The organism is Bradyrhizobium sp. Mp27, from assembly GCF_029953005.1.
In the GTDB taxonomy this organism is placed as follows: Bacteria; Pseudomonadota; Alphaproteobacteria; order Rhizobiales; family Xanthobacteraceae; genus Bradyrhizobium; species Bradyrhizobium barranii.
In genome coordinates, this window is record NZ_JASAUS010000018.1 from 23,098 (window position 1) to 42,913 (window position 19,816).

The following is a 19,816-nucleotide window of genomic DNA, read 5'->3' on the forward strand; positions in this document are numbered from 1 at the left end:
CGGTCAGTCGATGATGTGATACCCACCATCGATATAGAGAACGCCCCCGGTGATCAGCTTGGCGCCATCAAGCGCCAGGAACGCGGTGGCATTACCGACGTCGTCGATGCTGACCAGGCTGCGCGCCGGCGCTTTGGACTGCGCCTTGTCCATGAGCTCGTCGAATTCCGGGATACCTGACGCCGCGCGGGTGGCGAGCGGGCCGGGCGAGATCGCGTGCACGCGGATCCCCTTTGGGCCAAGTTCCGCAGCCGCATAGCGGACGGCCGCTTCAAGCGCCGCTTTGGCCACGCCCATGATATTGTAGTTCTCCACCACCATCTGGCTGCCATAATAGGTCATGGTGAACATCGTGCCGCCGTTCTTCATCAGCGGCTCGGCGAGATGCGCCATGCGCAGGAATGACCAGCAAGAGACGTCCATCGTCTTAAGGAAGCCATCGCGGCCGACGTCCACCACGCGGCCATGGAGCGCCTCCTTCGGCGAGAAGGCGATCGAATGCAGCAGGAAATCGAGCTGTCCCCATTCCTTCGTGATCCGCTCGAACACCGCCTCGGTCTGCCCCTCCGTCATCACGTCCAGCGGCATGAAGATCGGCGCTTCCAGCGCCTGCGCCAGCGGTTCGACGTGTTTCTTGGCGCGATCATTGAGGTAGGTGACGGCCAGATCGGCCCCAAGCGCACGAAATGCCCTCGCGCACCCCCAGGCAATGGACTGGTCGTTCGCGATGCCGACGACGAGGCCCTTCTTGCCCTTCAGGGCAACCTTCGTATCCGGGAACACGGGGATCATGACACCCTCTCTTGCCTTGGATTGGTCGATTGTCCGTTCATCAACAGCGCCAGCGTATGCTGTGCGATCATCAGTTCCTCGTCGGTCGGCACGACGTAGACGGGGATGCGGCTGTCGGAACGCGAGATCAGTCTCGAATTGCGGGAGTTCTCGACGGGATCGAGCGTGGCGCCGAGCCATCCGAGCTGCTCGACCACGCGCGCGCGAATGTTCGCCGAATTCTCGCCGATCCCGGCCGTGAAGACGAAGGCGTCGAGGCCCTGCGAGGCGGCCGCGAGCATGCCGGCACTGAGACCGATCCGGTAGACGAAATAGTCGACCGCGAGCTTCGCCTTGGGGTCGGCGCTCGCCTCCAACTCGCGCATGTCATTGCTGACACCGGAGAGCCCCTTCAATCCGCAGTCGCGATAAAGGAAGTTCTGCACGTTTGAGGCGGACATCCCTTTCTCGGAGATGAGATAGATCACCACCCCGGGATCAATCTGCCCAGGACGCGATCCCATCGGGAGGCCATCGAGCGCTGTGAAACCCATGGTGCTCTCGACGCTGCGCCCGTCCTTGAGCGCGCACATCGACGCGCCGCTGCCGAGATGGGCAACGATCACGCGCCGCTTTGCGATATCGGGCGCCACGCCCGGCAACGTCCGGGCGATATATTCGTAGGACAGCCCATGAAAGCCATAGCGCCTGACACCCTCGGCATGAAGTTGATGCGGAATAGCATAATGGTCGGCGACAGCATCATGCGTGCGGTGAAATGCGGTGTCGAAGCAGGCAACCTGTGGCAGCGTCGGGAAATTCGCCAGCAGCGAACGGATCGGCGCCAGATTGTGGGGCTGGTGCAGCGGCGCCAGGGGCACAAATCGTTCGAGACGGGACACGACGCCATGGTCGATCAGGACCGGCCGCGAATAGTCCGGTCCGCCATGGACGACCCGGTGACCGACCGCGATCGGCGTGACGCGAAGTTCGTCCCGCAGCCAGTCGCCGGCAACGGCCATCGCCGCCGGAACATCAGGCACAGCCTCGATCGGATAGGCCCGATCGGCCATTGGATCGCCGCTCGGGCCACTTGCCCGCAGACGCGGTCGGCTGCCGATACCGTCCATCTGTCCCTTGATCTGACGACGAAGCGCACCGTCGCCCTCGATCGCGTAGACCTGAAACTTCACACTGGACGAGCCGGCATTGACGACGAGGATCGTATCCATGGCGATCACGCGGCAACCGTCGGCGCCTTCTGACGCCGGGCATGAGCATAGAGCGCGGCGACCGCACAGGACGCCATCCGCGCACGTGGCGAATCCGCGCGCGAGGTCAGCACGACGGGCACGCGCGCACCGAGCACGATCCCGGCGCTATCGGCCTTGGCGAAATAGGCGAGATTCTTGGCGAGCATGTTGCCGGACTCGAGGTCCGGAACCATCAGGATCTGAGCCCGCCCGGCGACCTCGGATGTGATGCCCTTGATCCGCGCGGCTTCCAGATCGATGGCATTGTCGAAAGCCAGCGGGCCGTCGAGGATGCCGCCGGTGATCTGGCCGCGATCGGCCATCTTGCACAGGGCAGCGGCTTCGATGGTCGAGGGGATTTTCGAGGTCACCGTCTCGACGGCAGACAGAATCGCGACCCGCGGCGTCTTGCCGAACCCTGCCTGGTTGTAGAGGTCGATTGCGTTCTGAATGATGTCGCGTTTGGCGTCGAGATCGGGGAAGATGTTGATCGCCGCATCCGTCACGAAGATGGTCTCTGCATAGGCAGGCACATCCATCACGAAGACATGGCTGATACGCCGGTCGGTGCGCAAGCCACCGGTCTTGGCCGTGACGGCGCGCATCAATTCGTCGGTGTGCAGGCTGCCCTTCATCAACAGCTCGCCTTTGGCGGCATGGATGAGCTCGACGCCCTTGGCCGCGGATTCGTCGCTGTGCGCGGCATCAACGATCTCGAAACCGGATACATCGAGATCGCACCGGGCGGCAGTATCCTTGATCTTCCGCGCGGGCCCGACGAGCACAGGCCGGATAATGCCGGCGCTTGCGCTATCGATGGCGCCGCGCAGCGAGGTCTCGTCGCAAGGATGCACCACGATGGTCGCCGTTGGCGGCGCGCGCTTCGCCGCCGCAATCAAGCGATCGTACTTGCTACCGGGCTGGGTTTGCGTTGTGTCGGCCGACATGATGTCACTCCCGATCCTGCCAATCCGCGTTACGACGCCCGTGCCTTGGGATCGAAAGGGGCGACGTTCGATGTCAACTCCGCCTCTCCGTCCAGACCGAAGAGCGCGGCGACGCGCTTCAGGCGATTGGCCCGCTCGCCGGTGATGTCCTCACTCGCCGACAGCACCTCGCGCATCGCCGCGAAGGCCGCACGCCGCTGGCTGGTGTCGTCGGGCAACAACTTCGGGATCGCAGCGAGAGCACCTTCGCGATCGAGAAGCAGCATGAAGAACTGCTCGCGCACCAGCTTCTTGAATTCCGACAGCGTCATGCGGGCGCCGGCATGATCACGCCGAACCTGCCGCAACGCCTCGATGCTCCGCTCGTCCACCATGCCGCGTGCGGAGCCAACATAAAGCAGCGCGCGGAGCGCCGCTTCGCGGAGACCGCCCTCACCGATGTGCGATTTTAGCTCGGCGATCCGCGCCGCGAGCATGGCGCGATGCTCCGGCGACATCTCCCGGTGGCGCGAGGGCACGGAATTGGGGTCTACGCCGACCGCGGCTTGGAGCAGTGGCGAGCCGTAGAGGTTGAGGAAGACGGCCTCGCTCAGCGCCTCCTGCGCGTCGCGCCAGCTATCCAGCGCGTGCACGATCTGCTTCGACATTTGTTCCTGAAATACCAGGAATGGATTGTCCTTTGAAACCGGCTTGCGGTCTGTCTCGACACGATCTGCAGCCGATTTGACCGTGGACATCCAGGGGTTCTGGCTGCTGAACGCCTCGTATTGCAGCCGCAGCGGATGCATGTTGCGGGCCCATTCCGCGAGTTGGGGCGACACCATGCCCTTCACCCACGGCCGCAAGAACTTCTGATAGGCCGCGAGATTGAGCTCCGAGACACGCTTGGCGGCAGCGAAGCGCCGCTCATCCTCCGGTGAATTGCCGCCCATCGCGCGGATATCGTCCAGCGTGCGGGCCTCGCACCGCATCACCCACTGGCCTGCCGCAAGATCCGCATTGAGCGTCTCGTTGCCACGGGCCTCGAACGTGGCCTCGTAGAGTCCTGGCGGCAGCACGTCGATCAGGTCGATGTTGCTGGAGAACTCAGCGTGCTCCTTCTTCGCCACACCGCCGGATACGAAGATGCCGAGATGGCCGATGCCCTCGTGAACGGTATAGACGATGGTCTGGCCATAAGCTCTGATCTCGTCGACGTCGGCGTAGCAGTCCAGGATCCAGTCCAACGCCTGCTGCGGCGGGGTGACGTTGTCGCCCTTGGAGCAGAACACAACGATCGGCGAGCGAACGTTGCGCAGATCGACCTTCTGGCCATCGGACATCTCGATCTTGCCGGCTGCGAGATTGTTGCCGATGAAGAGTTCGTCGACGATGAACTGGATTTCCTCGGCATTGAGATTGACATGTCCGCCCCACCAGCGCTCGAAATCGAGATAGCGTTCCGCCTCGGTATCGACCTTGGAGTAGACGTTGTACGGCTTGGTCCAGAGCGTATTCGACGGGTTCTGGTTCTCGAAATTCTGTACCAGCCAGGCGCCGTCGAACTTGCCGGCCCCGAGATCGCTCGTGAGCGCCGTGAGCCAGCTTCCGCCCAGCAGGCCGCCGGAATAACGCATGGGGTATTTGCCATGCACGCCTGCCCAGTAAGCCAGCGGCGCACCGGCGATGATCAGCGGCCCGAATAATTCCGGCCGCAGTGACGCCAGGATCATGACCGCCCAGCCGGCCTGACAATTGCCGATCACGCAGGGCTTTCCGTCGGCGTCCGGATGACGACTGATGACAGTCTCGATAAAGATGGCTTCCGCGCGTGCAATGCGTTCGATGGTCTGCCCGGGCATCGGCTCCGGAAGGAAGCCGATGAAGTAGCAGGGATGCCCCGCCTTCATGGCGACGCCGATCTCGCTATCGGCCTTGAAGCCGCCGATTCCGGGCCCATGGCCGGCGCGCGGATCGACCACGACGAACGGACGCCGGCTCATGTCGATCTCAACATCCTTCGGCGGAATGATGCGCACCAGCGCGTAGTTGACCGGTTCGTCCAGCTTCCGGCCGTCCGTGATCAATTCAGCAGCATATTGCAGCACATGCGGCGCGGTCTGGGCGACGTGCTCGCGATACTGGTCGCCACGCTGGCGCATGATGTCCAGGAACAGGACGCTGCGCTGTCCTGCATCGACCATGTATTCCACGGCCGAGGCGACCAGCCCCGACATCGGGCCATCAGGCAGCTTTAAGTCTTTGATCGCCATGTTCGACCTCGTCGTCGCGCGAGGTCATTCAAAAAGGTCGGCGGTCGCTGATGTTGATTTAGGTCAACGGTTGGCGACGGTGTTCGCGTCAATCGGGATCCACGCCGCAATCGGGCCGCGGGAGGCTTAAGTGCCGGATGCCTCAAATTATAGCCGCCAGGAGAGATTACGCGACGGACGACTGGTCGATATCCGGGCGCTTCGTCCCGAGGACGAGCCCGACATGCTTGCCGCGCTCAAGGAGACAAGCGCTCAATCGCTCCAACGCCGCTTCTTTGTGACGAAGCGTCATTTTTCGGAACGAGAGCGCGCTTTCTTCATGGAACCCGATTTCAGAAACCACGTGGCACTGGTTGCGTGCACGGAAGAGGCGAGCCGCAGCGTGATCATCGGCGGTGGTCGCTACGTCATATTCGAGCCTGGACGGGCCGAAGTAGCTTTCGTCGTGATCGATACCTGGCAGGGACGCGGCGTTGGCGGGCTGCTGACGCGCCATCTGATCGCTATCGCCCGCGAGGCCGGATTGACGGAGTTGACCGCGGAAGTGTTACCGCAGAACGCGGCGATGCTCCGCGTCTTCGACAAGTTTGGCTTCAAGCCAGCAACGACCCGCGAACCCGGTGTAATTCACATGGCATTGAAGCTGTCCTAATACGCGGCCGGCACGAGAGCTCCAGCATCGGGAGAAATGGCGGCGGCGCCTTGCGCCACCGTCCGTTGGTACCGGCACCTCCAAACGCGCACCCTCACCCCAAGCCTGAATTTTGCGCCGCGCACGATCTGTCAGGCGAGCGTCAGCCTGTTCGTCTAGCTTCGCAACATGTCGGCGCCGACACACGCCGCCCCTCAGCAATCCCGGACACTGGCGACACCGCCCAGGGCGTCGCTGGTTGCGAGGCCCGGTTGGATTCGCGTCCATTTCCGGGCCTCGTTTGCTGGTGCGCAAAAGAAAACGGCGCCCCAAGAGGGAGCGCCGCCCGAGACTCTTCATTGCTGCGTTGGCTCAGTAGCCGCAGGACGCGCAGCCCATCTGCACCGGCGCGTAATAGGAATAGCCCGGCGAAACCATCTCGACGCGCTGGCGCGTAGCGTATTGCGGCGGGATGCGTTCGTACTGGACGCTCGGCGGTGCCACCATCACGGTCTGCGGCACCATCACGGTGCGGTACTGCGCCGGCGTGCGGTGCGCGACGGTCGCGCCGGGAGAAACCATCACGGTCTCATCGACGGTGCGGTATTGCGGCTGCACGTATTGCTGCTGGTAGCAGGTCTGGCACGGCGGCGGCGCGTAGCAATTGTAGCAGCCTGCGGAGGCCGCGCTCGTCATGGAAATCGCGGCGACGACTGTTGAGAAAGCGACAGCGAGAGTACGAGACATTGTTGGTGGTGCCCCAGTTGCCCAAAATGGATTTGCGAAGGTCGCGCGCAGTATACGCTGCAATATCCCGAGTTGCCGAACTTCGTCGAGGCATCCTTAATGCGAACGGCCGGCTTTCGCCGGCCGTTCAGAACTTGTTGACCATGCGCGCGAGGCGCGGAAGGTGCAGCGCTTACTTCGCGCGCCGCTTCACCTCGCGCACGGCACCGCGCGCAGCGCTGGTGGTGAGTGCTGCGTAAGCCTGGAGCGCGGTCGAGACGTTGCGCTTGCGGCCCACAGCCTGCCAGGCGGCATCGCCCTTCGCCTCTTCCGCGGCGCGGCGCTCGGCGAGCTCCTCGTCGGAGACTTCCAGCGTGATGCTGCGGTTCGGGATGTCGATGGCGATGCGGTCGCCGGTGCGCACCAGACCGATGTTGCCGCCTTCCGCCGCTTCCGGCGACAGATGGCCGATCGACAGGCCGGACGAGCCGCCGGAGAAGCGTCCGTCGGTGACGAGCGCGCAGGCTTTGCCGAGGCCCATCGATTTCAGGTAGCTGGTCGGATACAGCATCTCCTGCATGCCGGGGCCGCCGCGCGGACCTTCGTAAATGATGACCACGACCTCGCCGGCGACGACCTTGCCGCCCAGAATGCCTTCAACGGCCGCGTCCTGGCTCTCGAACACGCGTGCCGGGCCGGAGAATTTCAGGATCGAGGCGTCGACGCCCGCGGTTTTCACGATGCAGCCGTCCTGCGCGAGGTTGCCGTAGAGCACGGCGAGACCGCCATCCTTGCTGAAGGCATGCTCGAGGTTGCGGACCACACCCTTCTCGCGATCGCTATCGAGCTCGTCGTAGCGGCGCTCCTGGCTGAAGGCGACCTGGGTCGGAATGCCGCCGGGCGACGCGCGGAAGAAGGTACGGACCGACTCGCTCCTGGAGCGCTTGATGTCCCAGCGCTCCAGCGCGTCGTTCATGGTCGGCGCGTGCACGGTCGAAACCGAGGTATCGATCAGGCCGGCGCGATCGAGCTCGCCCAGAATGCCCATGATGCCGCCGGCGCGATGCACGTCCTCGACATGGACGTCGGCGACCGATGGTGCGACCTTGCAGAGCACGGGTACGCGGCGCGACAGCCGGTCGATGTCCTGCATGGTGAACTCCACCTGCCCTTCATGGGCCGCCGCCAGCAGATGCAGCACGGTGTTGGTCGAGCCGCCCATGGCGATATCCAGCGTCATCGCGTTCTCGAACGCCTTGAAGTTGGCGACGTTGCGCGGCAGCACGGAGGCATCGTCCTGCTCGTAATAGCGGCGCACGATATCGACGATGGTGTGGCCGGCCTCGACGAACAGGCGCTTGCGGTCGGCATGGGTGGCGACCACGGTGCCATTGCCGGGCAGCGCCAGGCCGAGCGCCTCGGTCAGGCAGTTCATCGAATTCGCCGTGAACATGCCCGAGCAGGAGCCGCAGGTCGGGCACGCCGAGCGCTCGATCACTTTCACGTCCTCGTCGCTGACCTTGGAGTCGGCAGCCGCCACCATGGCGTCGATGAGGTCGACGGCCTTGGTCTTGCCCTGCAGCGTGACCTTGCCGGCCTCCATCGGGCCGCCCGAAACGAACACGGCGGGGATGTTGAGCCGCAGGGCGGCCATCAGCATGCCGGGCGTGATCTTGTCGCAGTTGGAGATGCAGACGAGGCCGTCGGCGCAGTGCGCGTTGGCCATATATTCGACGCTGTCGGCGATCAGCTCGCGCGACGGCAGGCTGTAGAGCATGCCGTCATGGCCCATGGCGATGCCGTCATCGACCGCGATGGTGTTGAATTCCTTGGCGACGCCGCCGGCCTGCTCGATCTCGCGCGCCACGAGCTGGCCAAGGTCCTTGAGGTGGACGTGGCCGGGGACGAACTGGGTGAAGGAGTTGACGACCGCGATGATCGGCTTGCCGAAATCGGCATCCTTCATGCCCGTCGCGCGCCAGAGGCCGCGGGCGCCCGCCATGTTGCGGCCGTGGGTGGTGGTGCGGGAGCGATAGGCTGGCATGGCGGTTTCCGTCCTCGATTGGGTCAGCCGGGCGGAAAAATGGAAGCCGCCTCAGGCCTTTCCGGCCGGATAGCGCACGGGCTGGGCGCGCGCAACGGGAACTTGCCCCGAAACGGCCCGGATCGGCCCCGCGCAGGCCTCCCCTGCTCCCGGCGCGGGTTATTGCAGGGTCGCGCCAGCGCCCGACGGACGCCGCAGTAGCTAGCGCTTCGGCTTGGGCAGCACAATTCTCCCCTGGGAGGCAATGCCACCCCACTTGGCGGACCACCCGACTTCCGAGGCTGAGAATGGCTCGATGCCTGCATGACCCCGGGCACCCTGCAGTGCAAACAGGGCGCCTTGGGGATCCACACATCGTGCGATCCAGCAGCCATCAGGCAATTCGATCGGACCCTGGAGGATCCGGCCTCCACCAGCATTCACATGCTTCGTCGCAGCGCCGATGTCGTCGACATTGAAGTAATGCAGCCAACATGGCTGCGCTACGCTCGAAAGTTTCGTCAGCATGCCGCCGGCCGTTTGCCCCCCCGCCGAAAACAATTGATACCAGTCCCCTGGATCGGTTTGAGCGTCGGCTTTCTGCCAACCAAATAGTTCTCTGTAGAAATCGAAGATCACGGTCCGGTCGGCGGCCAATAGCTCATGCCAGCCTACGCGCCCGGGCTCGTCCAGCCGGCCCGGTATCCATCGGCCATATGTCGGTTTCTCGATCAGCCCGAACGTCGCTTTCTGCGGATCGGCAGCGACTGCTATTCGGCCAATATTGGTGTCGGTCGGCGGCACAAAGATCATGCCTTCGAGACGCCTGATCTGCGCGGCAGCCCCGTCCAGGTCGTCGACAGCGACGTAACCCATCCATCTCGGCGTTGCCCCTGATCTCCGCCCCTCTTCCGGGATGTCCATAAGGCCGCCCAGCGGGGTGCCGCCGCTACGAAGCACCGTGTAAGGCAGTTCCGGAGTCGATTCATCCGTCACGCCCCAGCCGACGACCTTGCGATAGAATGCGCCCGCCGCCGCGACGTCCGTGGTCAGCAGTTCGTACCAGGCGAAACGTCCGAGTTGATCCGCCACGCCGATCTCTCCGTTCAAACTTGGTTCAAACTTGGAAGCGATTGCGGCACTGCACCAAGTTGCACTCGCACCGAGAGCGCGGATCGTTGACGCGTTGTGTCAACCGGCCGTGCTGATTGCCGTTCATGAAGATGAATACATCCCGAACGTGCAGCGCCGCGCTTTTGTGCGCGTAATTGTTGCCCGCGTTATTTCCTGGGCGTAGACTTACCGCGGCTGGGATACTTCTTGCAATGCTCGGAGGTTCGACCATGCGGCAGGCGAAGAAGACTTCTAAAGGGAAGAAGCGGGTAAGCAAAGTCGCCGTGCCGGCGTTCGGAGCCGCAGGGTTGACGTTCTCGCTGGCGGGAGGCGCATCGGCGTCCGCCGTACCGACACCCGACCTACAACAATTGCCGCACCTTGGAACGGGCCAGGCAATCACGCTCGATGAAGAGGAAATGGCTGACGTCAGCCTGGCCACCTTCCATCTCTTCGACAAGGAAAACGCCGGTAGCCGCGTGCAGCTGGCATGGCGCGGATGCGGCGGTTGCCGCGGCTGCGGAGGCTGTCGGGCTTGCCGTGGTTGCCGATGTGGCGTCGGTTGCCGATGTGCGGGTTGTGCAGTTGGCTGTGCTGTCGGCTGTGGCGTTGGTGTGGTGGGATGCGCCGTAACATGCGCGGGTTGCTGCGCATCGTGGGGCCGCTGCCGCATCTGCTAGACCCCGGCGCGTTCCGAATGTCAAATTCACGGGTTGATAGGTCATTGGCCGGCCTCGAGAAAGGGTCCGGCCAATTGCTTGATTTCGCTACGACGCTTGCATCGGCGGCTTGCGGGTGACGGCAGAATTCGTTTCAATTCTCTGGGAAAATGGCGGCGCGGTCGCGACGATCCATCTTGCGCCGGGGATCTAGCGTGACGGCAACAGGATCAGCGTGCTGACTCAATGACTGCAACTCGCAAGACCCGCGTTGCGCGGCAGACCCGCAAAGACATACTCCGATTTGCACCGAACTTCACCGCTTACGTACTGCCTCCCGATGCGGTTTGCCTCTATTCCGAGAACCGCAAATTCTTCCTGCACGGCGAGCTCTACCGCGCCCTCGCCAGTGCGATCGGGCAACACGGCAAGGCTAGGCCGGAGATCACTCGCCAGCTTTCGAAGCGCTTCCCGGCCGACAAGATCGAGGAAGCAATCAAGCGGCTGCTCGATCGCCGATATGTCGTTGCGCGGACCCCGAAAGCGTTCGACGACGCCGTCGGCGGCTTCCTGGCAAGCCTCGGCATGCCCTTGGAGATCGCGGAACAAAATCTTCGCAATTGCCCCGTGCAGGTCGAGTCGATTGACGTCAAAGGCGCCAAGGAGCTGACCGCGGCGTTGAGCAAGCTCGGTGTTCAAATCGCCAAGCGCTCGCCGAAGCTCACGATCACGCTGGTGAACGATTATCTTGACGGGCGACTTGCTGAACTGAACCAGGAACGCGTGGCCGGCAAGACGTCCTGGTTGCTGGTACAGCCATCCGGCGCGTTTCCGCTGGTCGGGCCCATGTTCAAACCGGGCGAGAGCGCCTGCTGGACCTGCCTGTTCGATCGTATGATCCGCAACCGGGAGATCAAGGGGTTTCTTGACCGGGGACCGGCGCGTGCGGTTGCCATATCGCCTCTCGTCAGAGCGAGCGTCGGCAAGACTGGAATCCATTTTGCGGCCGTCGAGATCGCCAAGGCAATTGCCTCGGATTTTCGCACCGATTTGTGCGATCACATCGCAAGCTTCGACCTGACCGGCGCCGCCATCGCCAAGCACTACGTGACGCGACGTCCGCAATGTCCGACCTGCGGCAGCAGGAAGCTGAACAACCCGCGCCGATCTCCGGCCCTGGTCGAGATTGCCGAGGGCAAGAGGCTCGTCATGACCAGCGGTGGATATCGCACCGTGACATCGCGGTCGACGGTGTCGCGCTTCCGCAAGCATGTGAGCCCGCTGACCGGCGTGGTCACCCGGCTCGAGCGGATCGACGTTGATCTGCCGATGAACACCAACTACTTCGCCCAACACAATTTCTCCGCGCCGGCCCACAGCATCGACCAGCTCAGGTCCGGATTGAGCGGGGGCAGCTTTGGCAAGGGCTCGACGGCTGAACAGGGCGAGGCAAGCGCGCTGATGGAGTCGATCGAACGCTATTCGGGCATTTTCCAGGGCGATGAGATCAGGACGACGCGCAGCTTTGCCGATTTCGCGCCTGGCGACGCGCTTCTTCCCAACGACGTCCAGCTCTTCAGCGAAGCGCAGTTCAAGAACAGGTTTCTGCAGCAGCCGGACGATCCCCATCCGGTGCCCGAGCCGTTCGATCCCTCGACGAGGACCGAGTGGTCGCCGGTCTCGTCGTTGCGCGACAAACGCTTCAAATATCTGCCGACCGGCCTCCTGTACTTCTTCTATGGCGGCTTTCATACGGATTCCAACGGCTGCGCGGCCGGCAACACCCGCGACGAAGCCATCGTTCAGGGCTTCCTCGAACTGATCGAGCGCGATGCCTACGCGATCTGGTGGTATAACCGGGTGCAGCGCGCCGAGGTCGATCTCGGGCAATTCGACGATTTCTATGTCCGGGATCTCCAGGCTCAATTTGCGGAAGCCGGGCGCAGGCTATGGGTGCTCGACATCACCACGGATCTCGGCATTCCGACTTACGTGGCGATCATGCACTGGATGCAGAATGGACACGAGAATATCGAGTTCGGTTCCGGGGCGCATTTCGACCGCCATATAGCGCTGCTGCGATCCCTCACCGAACTGACCCAATTTATGTCCGTCGGCATGATGGGCGGCGCAAGCGGCGAGAAGCCGACCCTCGACGGTGTCACGCCGCTACGCCTGGAAGACTACCCGTTCCTGACACCGAGCGACCACCCGATCGTCCCCCCAGCGTCGAGCCTCAAGCTTCACGACAATACGCGTGACCAGGTCATCGCCTGCGTCGAGATCGCCGCCCGTGCAGGCTACGATTTCCTCGTCCTCGACCAGACACGTCCCGACGTCGAGGTTCCGGTCGTCAGAGTGCTCGTTCCCGGCCTGCGTCATTTCTATCGCCGTTTCGCACCGGGTCGCCTTTACGATGTGCCGGTGAAGCTCGGATTGTTGGACCGGCCGCGACCGGAAAGCGATCTGACTTCATTCCTTCCACACACCTGAAGGGCTGGTCTTTCGTGCGCGCCCCCCGGAAAAAGCCGACCAGGAAGATCGCGCCAGACATTGCCGCCCGGTTGAGCCGTCATTTCTCCCTCCAGATGCAGCCGGACGGAAACATCGCCGCCATTCTGGGCGACTATTCCGTCAACCTCGGACAATTCAGCGCAGCCGCGATGGACTGCGCGCGACATCTGAGCACCGGCCTTCCGCTTGCGTCCTTTGCAGGCAAGAGCGCCCTCGCGAGAGACGTCGACGCCCTGGTGCGTCGCTTGGCCCGGCAGGGGCTTCTGGAATACCGCCTCTCCTCTTCGCGCAACACGCAGGACTTCGTGGTCATCGAGCCCCAAGTCCCCGAATATTGGCCGCAGCGCGCGAAGCTGGGCAGTCGTGACACCATTGTGCTATCGCGCTTTGCCTTTCTGCGCCGGCGCGGCAACGAGTTGGTGCTGGAATCGCCACGCGCCGGCGCGTTGTTCCGGATTGGCGATCCCGCCATCGCCGCCACCCTCGCTGCGCTGTCGCAGCCTCGGAAGATCGGCAAGCTCAACCAGAAGGTAGCTTCCTCCACCCTCCATCTGCTCGAACTGTTGCTGGACAGCCAGATCCTGCTCAAGCTCGATGCGAAAGACGAACAAGGCCTGCGGGTGAACGAAGGCGACGGCAACCTCGTACTCTGGGATTTCCACGATCTGATGTTTCACACGCGGAGCACGGAGGGTCGGCAAGCCAATCCGGTCGGCGCCGCCTTCACCTATGCCGGCGTCGTTCCGCCGTCGCCGGCAGTGCGTCCGCCCTGGGCCGGCAGCAAGATTGACCTGCGCAAATTCTCCTCCCCTGAGCCGAACTCCCGCTTCCCGAAGCTATTGCGCGAACGCCATTCAACGCGGGAATTCGACGACAAGAATCCGGTCACGCTCGGCGAACTCGCGCAGTTTCTCGACACCAGCGCGCGCGTCTTGTCCGAATGGACGAGCGAGCCGTATTTCGAAGGCGGTTCCGACGTCACCTACAGCACAAGGCCTTATCCGTCGGCGGGCAGCGCGTACGAGCTGGAATTATACCTTACCGTCGCGAACTGCGACGGGCTTGCGCCCGGACTCTACCACTACGATGCAGGGAGCCACGCGCTAGTTGCGATCAGCGCCTCCCCCCAACAACTCCAGGCGCAGTTGGCAGCTGCCCAGTTCGCCATGGACGCGCCGGGTCAGCCGCAAATCCTCATCACGATCGCGGCGCGTTTTGGGCGGATCTCCTGGAAATACAGCTCAATCGCATATTCGCTGATCCTGAAGGATGTCGGCAGCCTGATTCAGACGCTTTACCTGGCGGCGACCGATATGGGCCTCGGCGGCTGCGCAATTGGCAGCACCAACATCGATCTGTTCGCGAAAATGACGGAGTTGGAATTCCATATCGAGGGCCCGGTCGGTCAATTCGCGCTCGGGCGCGGCAGGACGCCGGAGGTCCAAGGCTAGAAGCGGGTGTCCGACGGCAAATCGGCGCACGCGTCAGGCCCGTCGCCCTATTGCAGGGTCGGGTCGAGCCGGTCGCGCAGCCAGTCGCCGATCACGGAGACGGCCAGCGTGGTGATCACGATGGTGGTCGCCGGCGCCAGCATGATCCAGGGCGCCCGGGTCAGGTACTCGCGGCCATAGCCGACCATGTTGCCGAGGCTGGTCATCGGCGGCTGCACGCCGAGGCCGAGGAAGGACAGGCCGGATTCCATCAGGATCACCTCGGGGAAGACGAGCGTGGTCGAGACGATCAGGGTCGAGGCGATGTTGGGCAGGATGTGGCGCAAGTAAATCCGCGACGGCGTCGCACCGAGCTGGCGGACGGCGGCGGCATAGCCTTGCGCATTGGCGGAGATGGCGAGGCCTCGCGCGATGCGGGCATAGCGCTCCCAGCCGAACAGGCCCATCAGGCCGATCAGCAGCGGCAGCGAATTGCCGAAGAAGGCAAGCACCGCGAGCGCCATGATCAGGAAGGGCATGCTGGCCTGGAAGTCAGTCAGCATCAGCACGAGCTGCTCGACGGCTCCGCGAAAGTGCGCGGCGAGGAAGCCAAGCGTGGTGCCGACGATCGCCGAGATCGCGGTCGCACCGAAAGCGATCAACAGCGAGATGCGGATCGAGACGAGGAGCCGCGACAGCACGTCGCGGCCGAGCTCGTCGGTGCCGAGCCAGTGCGCGACATTGCCGGGCGCAGCCAGCCGGTTGCGCAGGTCGAGCTGGGTAAAGCTGTAAGGTGCGATTTTCTCGGCGAACGCCGCGATCACCAGCATGGCGACGATCCAGCTGATCGCGAGCGCGACCGAGACAGGGATCGCGGGAAGGCTGATGCGGCGGCGGACAGCCGTATCCTTCAGCGTTGCGTCGGTCATGCGTGCGCTCCCTTCGCGCGGAGCCGCGGATCGAGGAAGCCGTAGAGGAAGTCGACGATCAGATTGGACGTGACCATGGTCATCGCGACCAGCAACAGGATGCACTGCACGACGGCGAGGTCGCGGTTGGCGACGGCGACGACCAGCAGGCGCCCTACTCCCGGCCAGGCAAATACGCTCTCGACCACGACCGCGCCCGCGATCAGCGTGCCGACCATGAAGCCGAGGATGGTGACGGTCGGGATCGCCGCGTTTGGCAGCGCATGCGACGTCACCACCTTACGCCACGACACGCCCTTGGCCGAGGCGGTACGGATATAGGGCTGGCCCAGCACCTCCAGCATGGCGCTGCGGGTGAAGCGCGCCAGCACCGCGGCGCCGCCGAGGCTGAGTGTCACGATTGGCAGGATGGCGTGACGCCAGCTGTCCTGCCCGCCCGACGGCAGCCAGCCGAGCTGCACGGCAAAGACGAGCACGAGCAGCAGCGCAAGGACAAAACTCGGCACGGTGAAGCCGGCGACCGCCGTCATCATCACCGCGCGATCGATTCCCGAGCCGCGGTGCAGCGCCGCGTAGATGCCGGCGGGAATGCCGAGCGCGACCTTGAAGAAGAAGGCCGGCAGCGTCAGCGCCAGCGTTGCCGGAATCCGCTCCAGCACGAGCTCGATCGCCGGTCGCCCGTCGCGCATGGAGCGGCCGAGCTCACCCTTGGCGATGGCGCCGAAATAGTCGAGGTACTGGAACCAGATGGGATCATCGAGCCCCCAGGCCTTGCGGAAAGCAGCGAGCACTTCCGGTGGCGCCTCCGGTCCCAGGATCATCAGCGCGGGGTCGCCGGAGAGGCGCAGCACTACGAAGGCGAAGGTGACGACGAGCACGATCGTCAGCGCCGCGCGTCCGATCCGAATGGCAAGATAGCGTCCCATCAGGCCGCGTCCCGCGTCTCGGCCTGCGGCCCCGTCACGAGATGGCAGGCGACTTGCCTGTCACCGCCGACCGCCGACAGCGCCGGCACCTCGCTCGCGCAGCGTGCGATAGCGCGCGGGCAGCGCGGATGGAAGGCACAGCCTTGCGGCCGCGCCGCCGGGTTCGGCGGATCGCCTGCCAGCACGATGCGGCCCGCACTGCGGCGGCCGGGCGCGGGTGACGCCGAGACCAGCGCCTGCGTATAGGGGTGTTCGGGACGCGCGAAGAGATCGTCGGCGCTGCCGATCTCGACGATGCGGCCGAGATACATCACGGCGACGACATTGCTGATCTGCCTGACAACGCGCAGATCGTGGCTGATGAACAGCAGCGTTAGCCCGAGCTGCGCCTGGAGATCGCAAAGCAGGTTCACCACCTGCGCCTGGATCGAGACGTCGAGCGCGCTGACCGGCTCGTCGCAGACGAGGAAATCGGGCTTTGTCGCCAGTGCCCGCGCCAGCACGATACGCTGACGCTGGCCGCCGGAGAGCGCGCCCGGATAGCGCGCGCCATGCGCCAGCGTCAGCTCGACGGCGCGCAGTAATTCGCGGACACGCTCCTCGCGTTCGGCCGCCGTGCCGAGGCCGTGAATGTCCAGGGGCTCGCGGATTTGGGCTGCGACCGGCAACCGCCGGTCCAGCGCCCCCAGCGGATCCTGGAAGATCATCTGCATGCGCGCCCGCTGCGCGCGCCACGCCTTCGTGCCTGGCGCGGCCATCGCCTTGCCGTCGAACCGCACCTCGCCGCGATCCGGCGGCTCGAGACCGAGCACGATGCGGCCGGTGGTCGACTTGCCCGAGCCGGACTCGCCGACGAGGCCCAGTGTTTCGCCTTTGGGGATCATCAGAGACACGCCATCGACCGCGTGAACCGCTGTGCTGCGGCCAAACATCCCGGAGCGCATCGCGTAGCTGCGCGAGATCGAGGACACCTCGACAAGCGGCCCGCTCATTCGGCGGCGATCCCGAGCAGCGCGCAGCGCGAAGCTTCAGCACGGATGCAGGCAACCACGCGATCGTTCGCGATCGGCGCGAGGCTCGGCACGGCAAGTCCGCACGGCTCGGCCGCCAGCGCGCAACGCGGCGCGAAGGCGCAGCCGCTTGGCATGTGCGCGGGATCGGGAACGGTCCCCGGAATGGCCGTTAGACGCCGACGCGGTCCGTCGAGCGGCGGCAGTGCGCCGATCAGGCCCTGCGCGTAGGGATGCACCGGATCGGCAAAGAGCTGGTTGGCGGGCGCCTGCTCAATGATGCGGCCGGCATACATCACGGCGACGCGGTCGCAGTTTTCCGCGACGACACCGAGATCATGGCTGATCAGCACCATCGCCATGCTCATCTCACGGCGGATGGTCGAGAGCAGCTCCAAGATCTGCGCCTGGATGGTGGCGTCGAGCGCCGTGGTCGGCTCGTCCGCGACGAGGAGATCGGGATTTCCGGCCAGCGCCATCGCGATCATGATGCGCTGGACCTGGCCGCCCGAGAATTCGTGCGGATAGGCTTCGAGCCGCCGCGCCGCATCGGGAATGCCGACGAGATCGAGCAGCCGCCGCGCTTCGGCCTTCACCGCCTCGCCCGAGAGATCGCGAAGCAGCGCCAAAGCCTCGCAGAGCTGCTTGCGAATGGTGAGCACCGGATTGAGTGCGCTTGCGGGATCCTGAAAAATCATGGCGACCCGCCCGCCCCGCACCCGGTCCAGCTCACCCGCGGCTGCGCCGAGGATTTCGTGTCCGTCGAGTCGCACGGAGCCCGAGACTTTTGCATGCCGCGGCAAGAGGCCGAGCGCAGCAAGCCACGTCACCGACTTGCCGGAGCCGGACTCGCCGACGAGGCCGAGGGCCTCGCCCTTCCGCAAAGCGAGATCGACGCCGCGCAGGACCGCTACGCCGTTGAAGGCGACGCTGAGGCCCTGGATGCTGACCAGCGGCGTCGCCACTTACGCCTCGAAATTGCCGGCGCGGAAATCCATCGCGAATGCCGGCGACGCCTTCCACTTGATCGACTTCGGCTTCGCGGTGAAGGTCGCGTTCTGGTGCAGCACCGTATAGGCGGGATCCTCGCGCTCGGCGATCTCGAGCATGCGGCGGAACGCCTTCTTGCGGGCGGCCCGGTCGGTCGAGGTTTCCAGGAACTCCGAAAGCTTGTTCAGTTCGGCGTTGGTCCACTCGCCGATCTGCTGCTGCTGACCGTTTGGGCCGTGCTGTGCGACCAGCGACGAGACGGGATCGTTGAAGGCAGCCGAATTCGACCAGTCGCGTACCGCGCGGGTCGGCGCGCGTTCCATGATCTGCGACCAGTTCTCCTTGGTCTCGATCTGGACGTTGAGGCCGACCGACTTCCACATCTCGACCAGCACCTGCGCGGTCGCGACCTGGTTGGTGTAATAGTTGTTGAGCAGGCGATAGGGAATCGGATCGCCCTTGTAGTTGGCCTGCTTCAACAGATCCTGCGCGAGCTTCGGATCGTAGGCCGGCACGCTCCAGTCGGCGTTGAACATGTCGCCGTAGAATTCCCACTGCAGGCCTTTCGGCACGCGGGTACGGCCCGCCCACAGGCTGTCGACGATCGCCTGGCGGTCGATCGCGTGGGTGAAGGCGCGCCGCACCAGCGGATTGGCGAGCTGGGCGTGGTTCTTGTCGAATACGGTCAGGCGGTGATTGAGGATCGTGCCGCCCTGCACTTCGAACGCTGCGTTCTTCTCGATGCCGGCAATCTGGTCCGGCGGGATGTCGCAGGCGAACTGGTATTCGCCCGACAGCAGCCCGTTGATGCGGCTCGCGACCTCGGGCACTTCGAGGAAACGGATGCGCTTGAGCGGCGGCCGGCCGCCCCAATATTCGTCATGCGCTTCGAGGGTCAGCGCCACGTCGGGCTTGAGCTCGACGACCTTGTACGGGCCCGTCGTGATCGGCTTGCGCGCCCAGTCGAGATAGCTCGCGGACTGCTCCCAGGCGCGACGGTTCATGATGTCGGAACCGTAGCGCGACAGCCGGCCCTCGATCGTGACGTCGGGCGTCGCGTTGTAGAAGCGCACCGTGTACTTGTCGACGGCATCGACGCGCACGAGGTCCGGCCAGATGCGGCGGGCAACCGCCGGCACGTCAGGCGGCAATTCCTTGCCCGGGCGCGGCGTCGGGATCTTCTCGAAGGCCTGGATGGTGGAGCGGCTCTTGGCCTCGGTCTCGCCGAACATGCGCTCGCGGCTGAAGGTGAAGACGACGTCTTCGGCCGTCAGCTCGTCGCCATTGTGGAACTTCACGCCCTGGCGCAGCTTCACCTCGACGGTCTGGTCATCGATGCGGCGCCACTCGGTGGCGAGGCCCGGCACGGCCTCCAGGCTGCCGCGCCAATTCTTGGAGATCAGGCCCTCCCAGATCGAGGAGAAGAACACGCGCTCGCCGACATTCGATTGCTCGCGCAGCACGTCGAGCACGTTCGAATTCGTCACCTTCTGCACGGCGATGGTCACCGACGGACGGTTGTCTGCCTGCCCGATCGCAAAGCGCGGCAGGAGAAGCGTGCCTGCGGCAGCGCCGCCGGACTTCAGGATGGTGCGACGGGTGAGTTTGCTCATGACGATAAGCCCTGACCTTTGTGATGCCG

Annotated in this window: 16 protein-coding genes; 3 read left to right on the forward strand and 13 right to left on the reverse strand. The window is 64.4% G+C overall.

Annotated features, from left to right (window positions below):
- Positions 1 to 3: 3 nt before the first annotated feature.
- Genes fabI through QJT78_RS12905 form a run of 4 tightly spaced genes read right to left on the reverse strand, consistent with a single transcriptional unit; the run spans position 4 to position 5,223 of the window.
- Positions 4 to 792, reverse strand: a complete 789-nt coding sequence (gene fabI / locus QJT78_RS12890; protein WP_028147828.1) for an enoyl-ACP reductase FabI — start codon at positions 790 to 792, stop codon at positions 4 to 6.
- Positions 789 to 2,003, reverse strand: coding sequence for an acetate/propionate family kinase (locus tag QJT78_RS12895; protein ID WP_028147829.1), 1,215 nt, complete (start codon positions 2,001 to 2,003; stop codon positions 789 to 791). Before QJT78_RS12895 ends, fabI begins: the two co-directional genes overlap by 4 nt.
- A 5-nt stretch (positions 2,004 to 2,008) precedes the next feature.
- Positions 2,009 to 2,971 carry a phosphate acetyltransferase gene (locus tag QJT78_RS12900; protein WP_028147830.1) on the reverse strand — a complete coding sequence of 321 codons (963 nt, stop codon included), beginning with the start codon at positions 2,969 to 2,971 and terminating at the stop codon, positions 2,009 to 2,011.
- A 29-nt stretch (positions 2,972 to 3,000) separates the two neighbouring features.
- Positions 3,001 to 5,223 (reverse strand): DUF3141 domain-containing protein, encoded by a 2,223-nt coding sequence (locus tag QJT78_RS12905; RefSeq protein WP_038944144.1) that lies wholly within the window; start codon positions 5,221 to 5,223, stop codon positions 3,001 to 3,003.
- A gap of 130 nt (positions 5,224 to 5,353) precedes the next feature.
- On the opposite strand from QJT78_RS12905, the gene QJT78_RS12910 reads away from it, so the two are divergent.
- Positions 5,354 to 5,875 carry a GNAT family N-acetyltransferase gene (locus QJT78_RS12910; protein WP_028147831.1) on the forward strand — a complete coding sequence of 174 codons (522 nt, stop codon included), beginning with the start codon at positions 5,354 to 5,356 and terminating at the stop codon, positions 5,873 to 5,875.
- A gap of 351 nt (positions 5,876 to 6,226) precedes the next feature.
- Here QJT78_RS12910 and QJT78_RS12915 read toward each other — a convergent pair whose 3' ends face one another.
- From QJT78_RS12915 to QJT78_RS12930, 4 genes are all read right to left on the reverse strand, one after another.
- Positions 6,227 to 6,550, reverse strand: a complete 324-nt coding sequence (locus QJT78_RS12915) for a hypothetical protein (protein WP_014495230.1) — start codon at positions 6,548 to 6,550, stop codon at positions 6,227 to 6,229.
- A 223-nt stretch (positions 6,551 to 6,773) separates the two neighbouring features.
- Positions 6,774 to 8,624, reverse strand: a complete 1,851-nt coding sequence (gene ilvD / locus QJT78_RS12920; protein ID WP_028147832.1) for a dihydroxy-acid dehydratase — start codon at positions 8,622 to 8,624, stop codon at positions 6,774 to 6,776.
- A gap of 201 nt (positions 8,625 to 8,825) precedes the next feature.
- Positions 8,826 to 9,695, reverse strand: a complete 870-nt coding sequence (locus QJT78_RS12925; protein WP_240537672.1) for a VOC family protein — start codon at positions 9,693 to 9,695, stop codon at positions 8,826 to 8,828.
- A gap of 383 nt (positions 9,696 to 10,078) precedes the next feature.
- Positions 10,079 to 10,441 (reverse strand): hypothetical protein, encoded by a 363-nt coding sequence (locus QJT78_RS12930; protein ID WP_157790278.1) that lies wholly within the window; start codon positions 10,439 to 10,441, stop codon positions 10,079 to 10,081.
- Positions 10,442 to 10,621: 180 nt separating this feature from the next.
- Here QJT78_RS12930 and QJT78_RS12935 point away from each other — a divergent pair, with 180 nt between their 5' ends.
- Together QJT78_RS12935 and QJT78_RS12940 are read left to right on the forward strand one after the other, a co-directional pair.
- A complete protein-coding gene (locus QJT78_RS12935) occupies positions 10,622 to 12,868 on the forward strand; it encodes a TOMM precursor leader peptide-binding protein (RefSeq protein ID WP_028147834.1) in 2,247 nt (748 codons plus the stop codon).
- A gap of 95 nt (positions 12,869 to 12,963) precedes the next feature.
- Positions 12,964 to 14,340 carry a SagB family peptide dehydrogenase gene (locus QJT78_RS12940; protein ID WP_049807803.1) on the forward strand — a complete coding sequence of 459 codons (1,377 nt, stop codon included), beginning with the start codon at positions 12,964 to 12,966 and terminating at the stop codon, positions 14,338 to 14,340.
- Positions 14,341 to 14,387: 47 nt separating this feature from the next.
- Here the strand turns inward: QJT78_RS12940 and QJT78_RS12945 are convergent, their stop codons facing one another.
- Genes QJT78_RS12945 through QJT78_RS12965 form a run of 5 tightly spaced genes read right to left on the reverse strand, consistent with a single transcriptional unit; the run spans position 14,388 to position 19,787 of the window.
- The gene (locus QJT78_RS12945) at positions 14,388 to 15,248 is read right to left on the reverse strand and encodes an ABC transporter permease (RefSeq protein ID WP_028147836.1); all 861 of its coding nucleotides are present in this window, start codon (positions 15,246 to 15,248) and stop codon (positions 14,388 to 14,390) included.
- The gene (locus tag QJT78_RS12950) at positions 15,245 to 16,174 is read right to left on the reverse strand and encodes an ABC transporter permease (protein ID WP_028147837.1); all 930 of its coding nucleotides are present in this window, start codon (positions 16,172 to 16,174) and stop codon (positions 15,245 to 15,247) included. The genes QJT78_RS12945 and QJT78_RS12950 overlap by 4 nt, the downstream gene beginning before the upstream one ends.
- A complete protein-coding gene (locus tag QJT78_RS12955; protein ID WP_028147838.1) occupies positions 16,174 to 17,166 on the reverse strand; it encodes an ABC transporter ATP-binding protein in 993 nt (330 codons plus the stop codon). Before QJT78_RS12955 ends, QJT78_RS12950 begins: the two co-directional genes overlap by 1 nt.
- Positions 17,163 to 18,149 carry an ABC transporter ATP-binding protein gene (locus QJT78_RS12960; RefSeq protein WP_028147839.1) on the reverse strand — a complete coding sequence of 329 codons (987 nt, stop codon included), beginning with the start codon at positions 18,147 to 18,149 and terminating at the stop codon, positions 17,163 to 17,165. The genes QJT78_RS12955 and QJT78_RS12960 overlap by 4 nt, the downstream gene beginning before the upstream one ends.
- On the reverse strand, positions 18,150 to 19,787 hold the full coding sequence (locus QJT78_RS12965; RefSeq protein WP_028147840.1) for an ABC transporter substrate-binding protein: 1,638 nt from the start codon (positions 19,785 to 19,787) through the stop codon (positions 18,150 to 18,152).
- Between the last annotated feature and the right edge of the window lie 29 nt (positions 19,788 to 19,816).

What these genes read in the sequence shown, in the direction of transcription:
- fabI (WP_028147828.1), bottom strand. Translation starts at nt 792, where the DNA reads ATGATCCCCGTGTTCCCGGATACGAAGGTTGCCCTGAAGGGCAAGAAG.
- QJT78_RS12895 (WP_028147829.1), bottom strand. Translation starts at nt 2,003, where the DNA reads ATGGATACGATCCTCGTCGTCAATGCCGGCTCGTCCAGTGTGAAGTTT.
- QJT78_RS12900 (WP_028147830.1), bottom strand. Translation starts at nt 2,971, where the DNA reads ATGTCGGCCGACACAACGCAAACCCAGCCCGGTAGCAAGTACGATCGC.
- QJT78_RS12905 (WP_038944144.1), bottom strand. Translation starts at nt 5,223, where the DNA reads ATGGCGATCAAAGACTTAAAGCTGCCTGATGGCCCGATGTCGGGGCTG.
- QJT78_RS12915 (WP_014495230.1), bottom strand. Translation starts at nt 6,550, where the DNA reads ATGACGAGCGCGGCCTCCGCAGGCTGCTACAATTGCTACGCGCCGCCG.
- ilvD (WP_028147832.1), bottom strand. Translation starts at nt 8,624, where the DNA reads ATGCCAGCCTATCGCTCCCGCACCACCACCCACGGCCGCAACATGGCG.
- QJT78_RS12930 (WP_157790278.1), bottom strand. Translation starts at nt 10,441, where the DNA reads ATGACCTATCAACCCGTGAATTTGACATTCGGAACGCGCCGGGGTCTA.
- QJT78_RS12935 (WP_028147834.1), top strand. Translation starts at nt 10,622, where the DNA reads ATGACTGCAACTCGCAAGACCCGCGTTGCGCGGCAGACCCGCAAAGAC.
- QJT78_RS12940 (WP_049807803.1), top strand. Translation starts at nt 12,964, where the DNA reads ATGCAGCCGGACGGAAACATCGCCGCCATTCTGGGCGACTATTCCGTC.
- QJT78_RS12945 (WP_028147836.1), bottom strand. Translation starts at nt 15,248, where the DNA reads ATGACCGACGCAACGCTGAAGGATACGGCTGTCCGCCGCCGCATCAGC.
- QJT78_RS12950 (WP_028147837.1), bottom strand. Translation starts at nt 16,174, where the DNA reads ATGGGACGCTATCTTGCCATTCGGATCGGACGCGCGGCGCTGACGATC.
- QJT78_RS12955 (WP_028147838.1), bottom strand. Translation starts at nt 17,166, where the DNA reads ATGAGCGGGCCGCTTGTCGAGGTGTCCTCGATCTCGCGCAGCTACGCG.
- QJT78_RS12965 (WP_028147840.1), bottom strand. Translation starts at nt 19,787, where the DNA reads ATGAGCAAACTCACCCGTCGCACCATCCTGAAGTCCGGCGGCGCTGCC.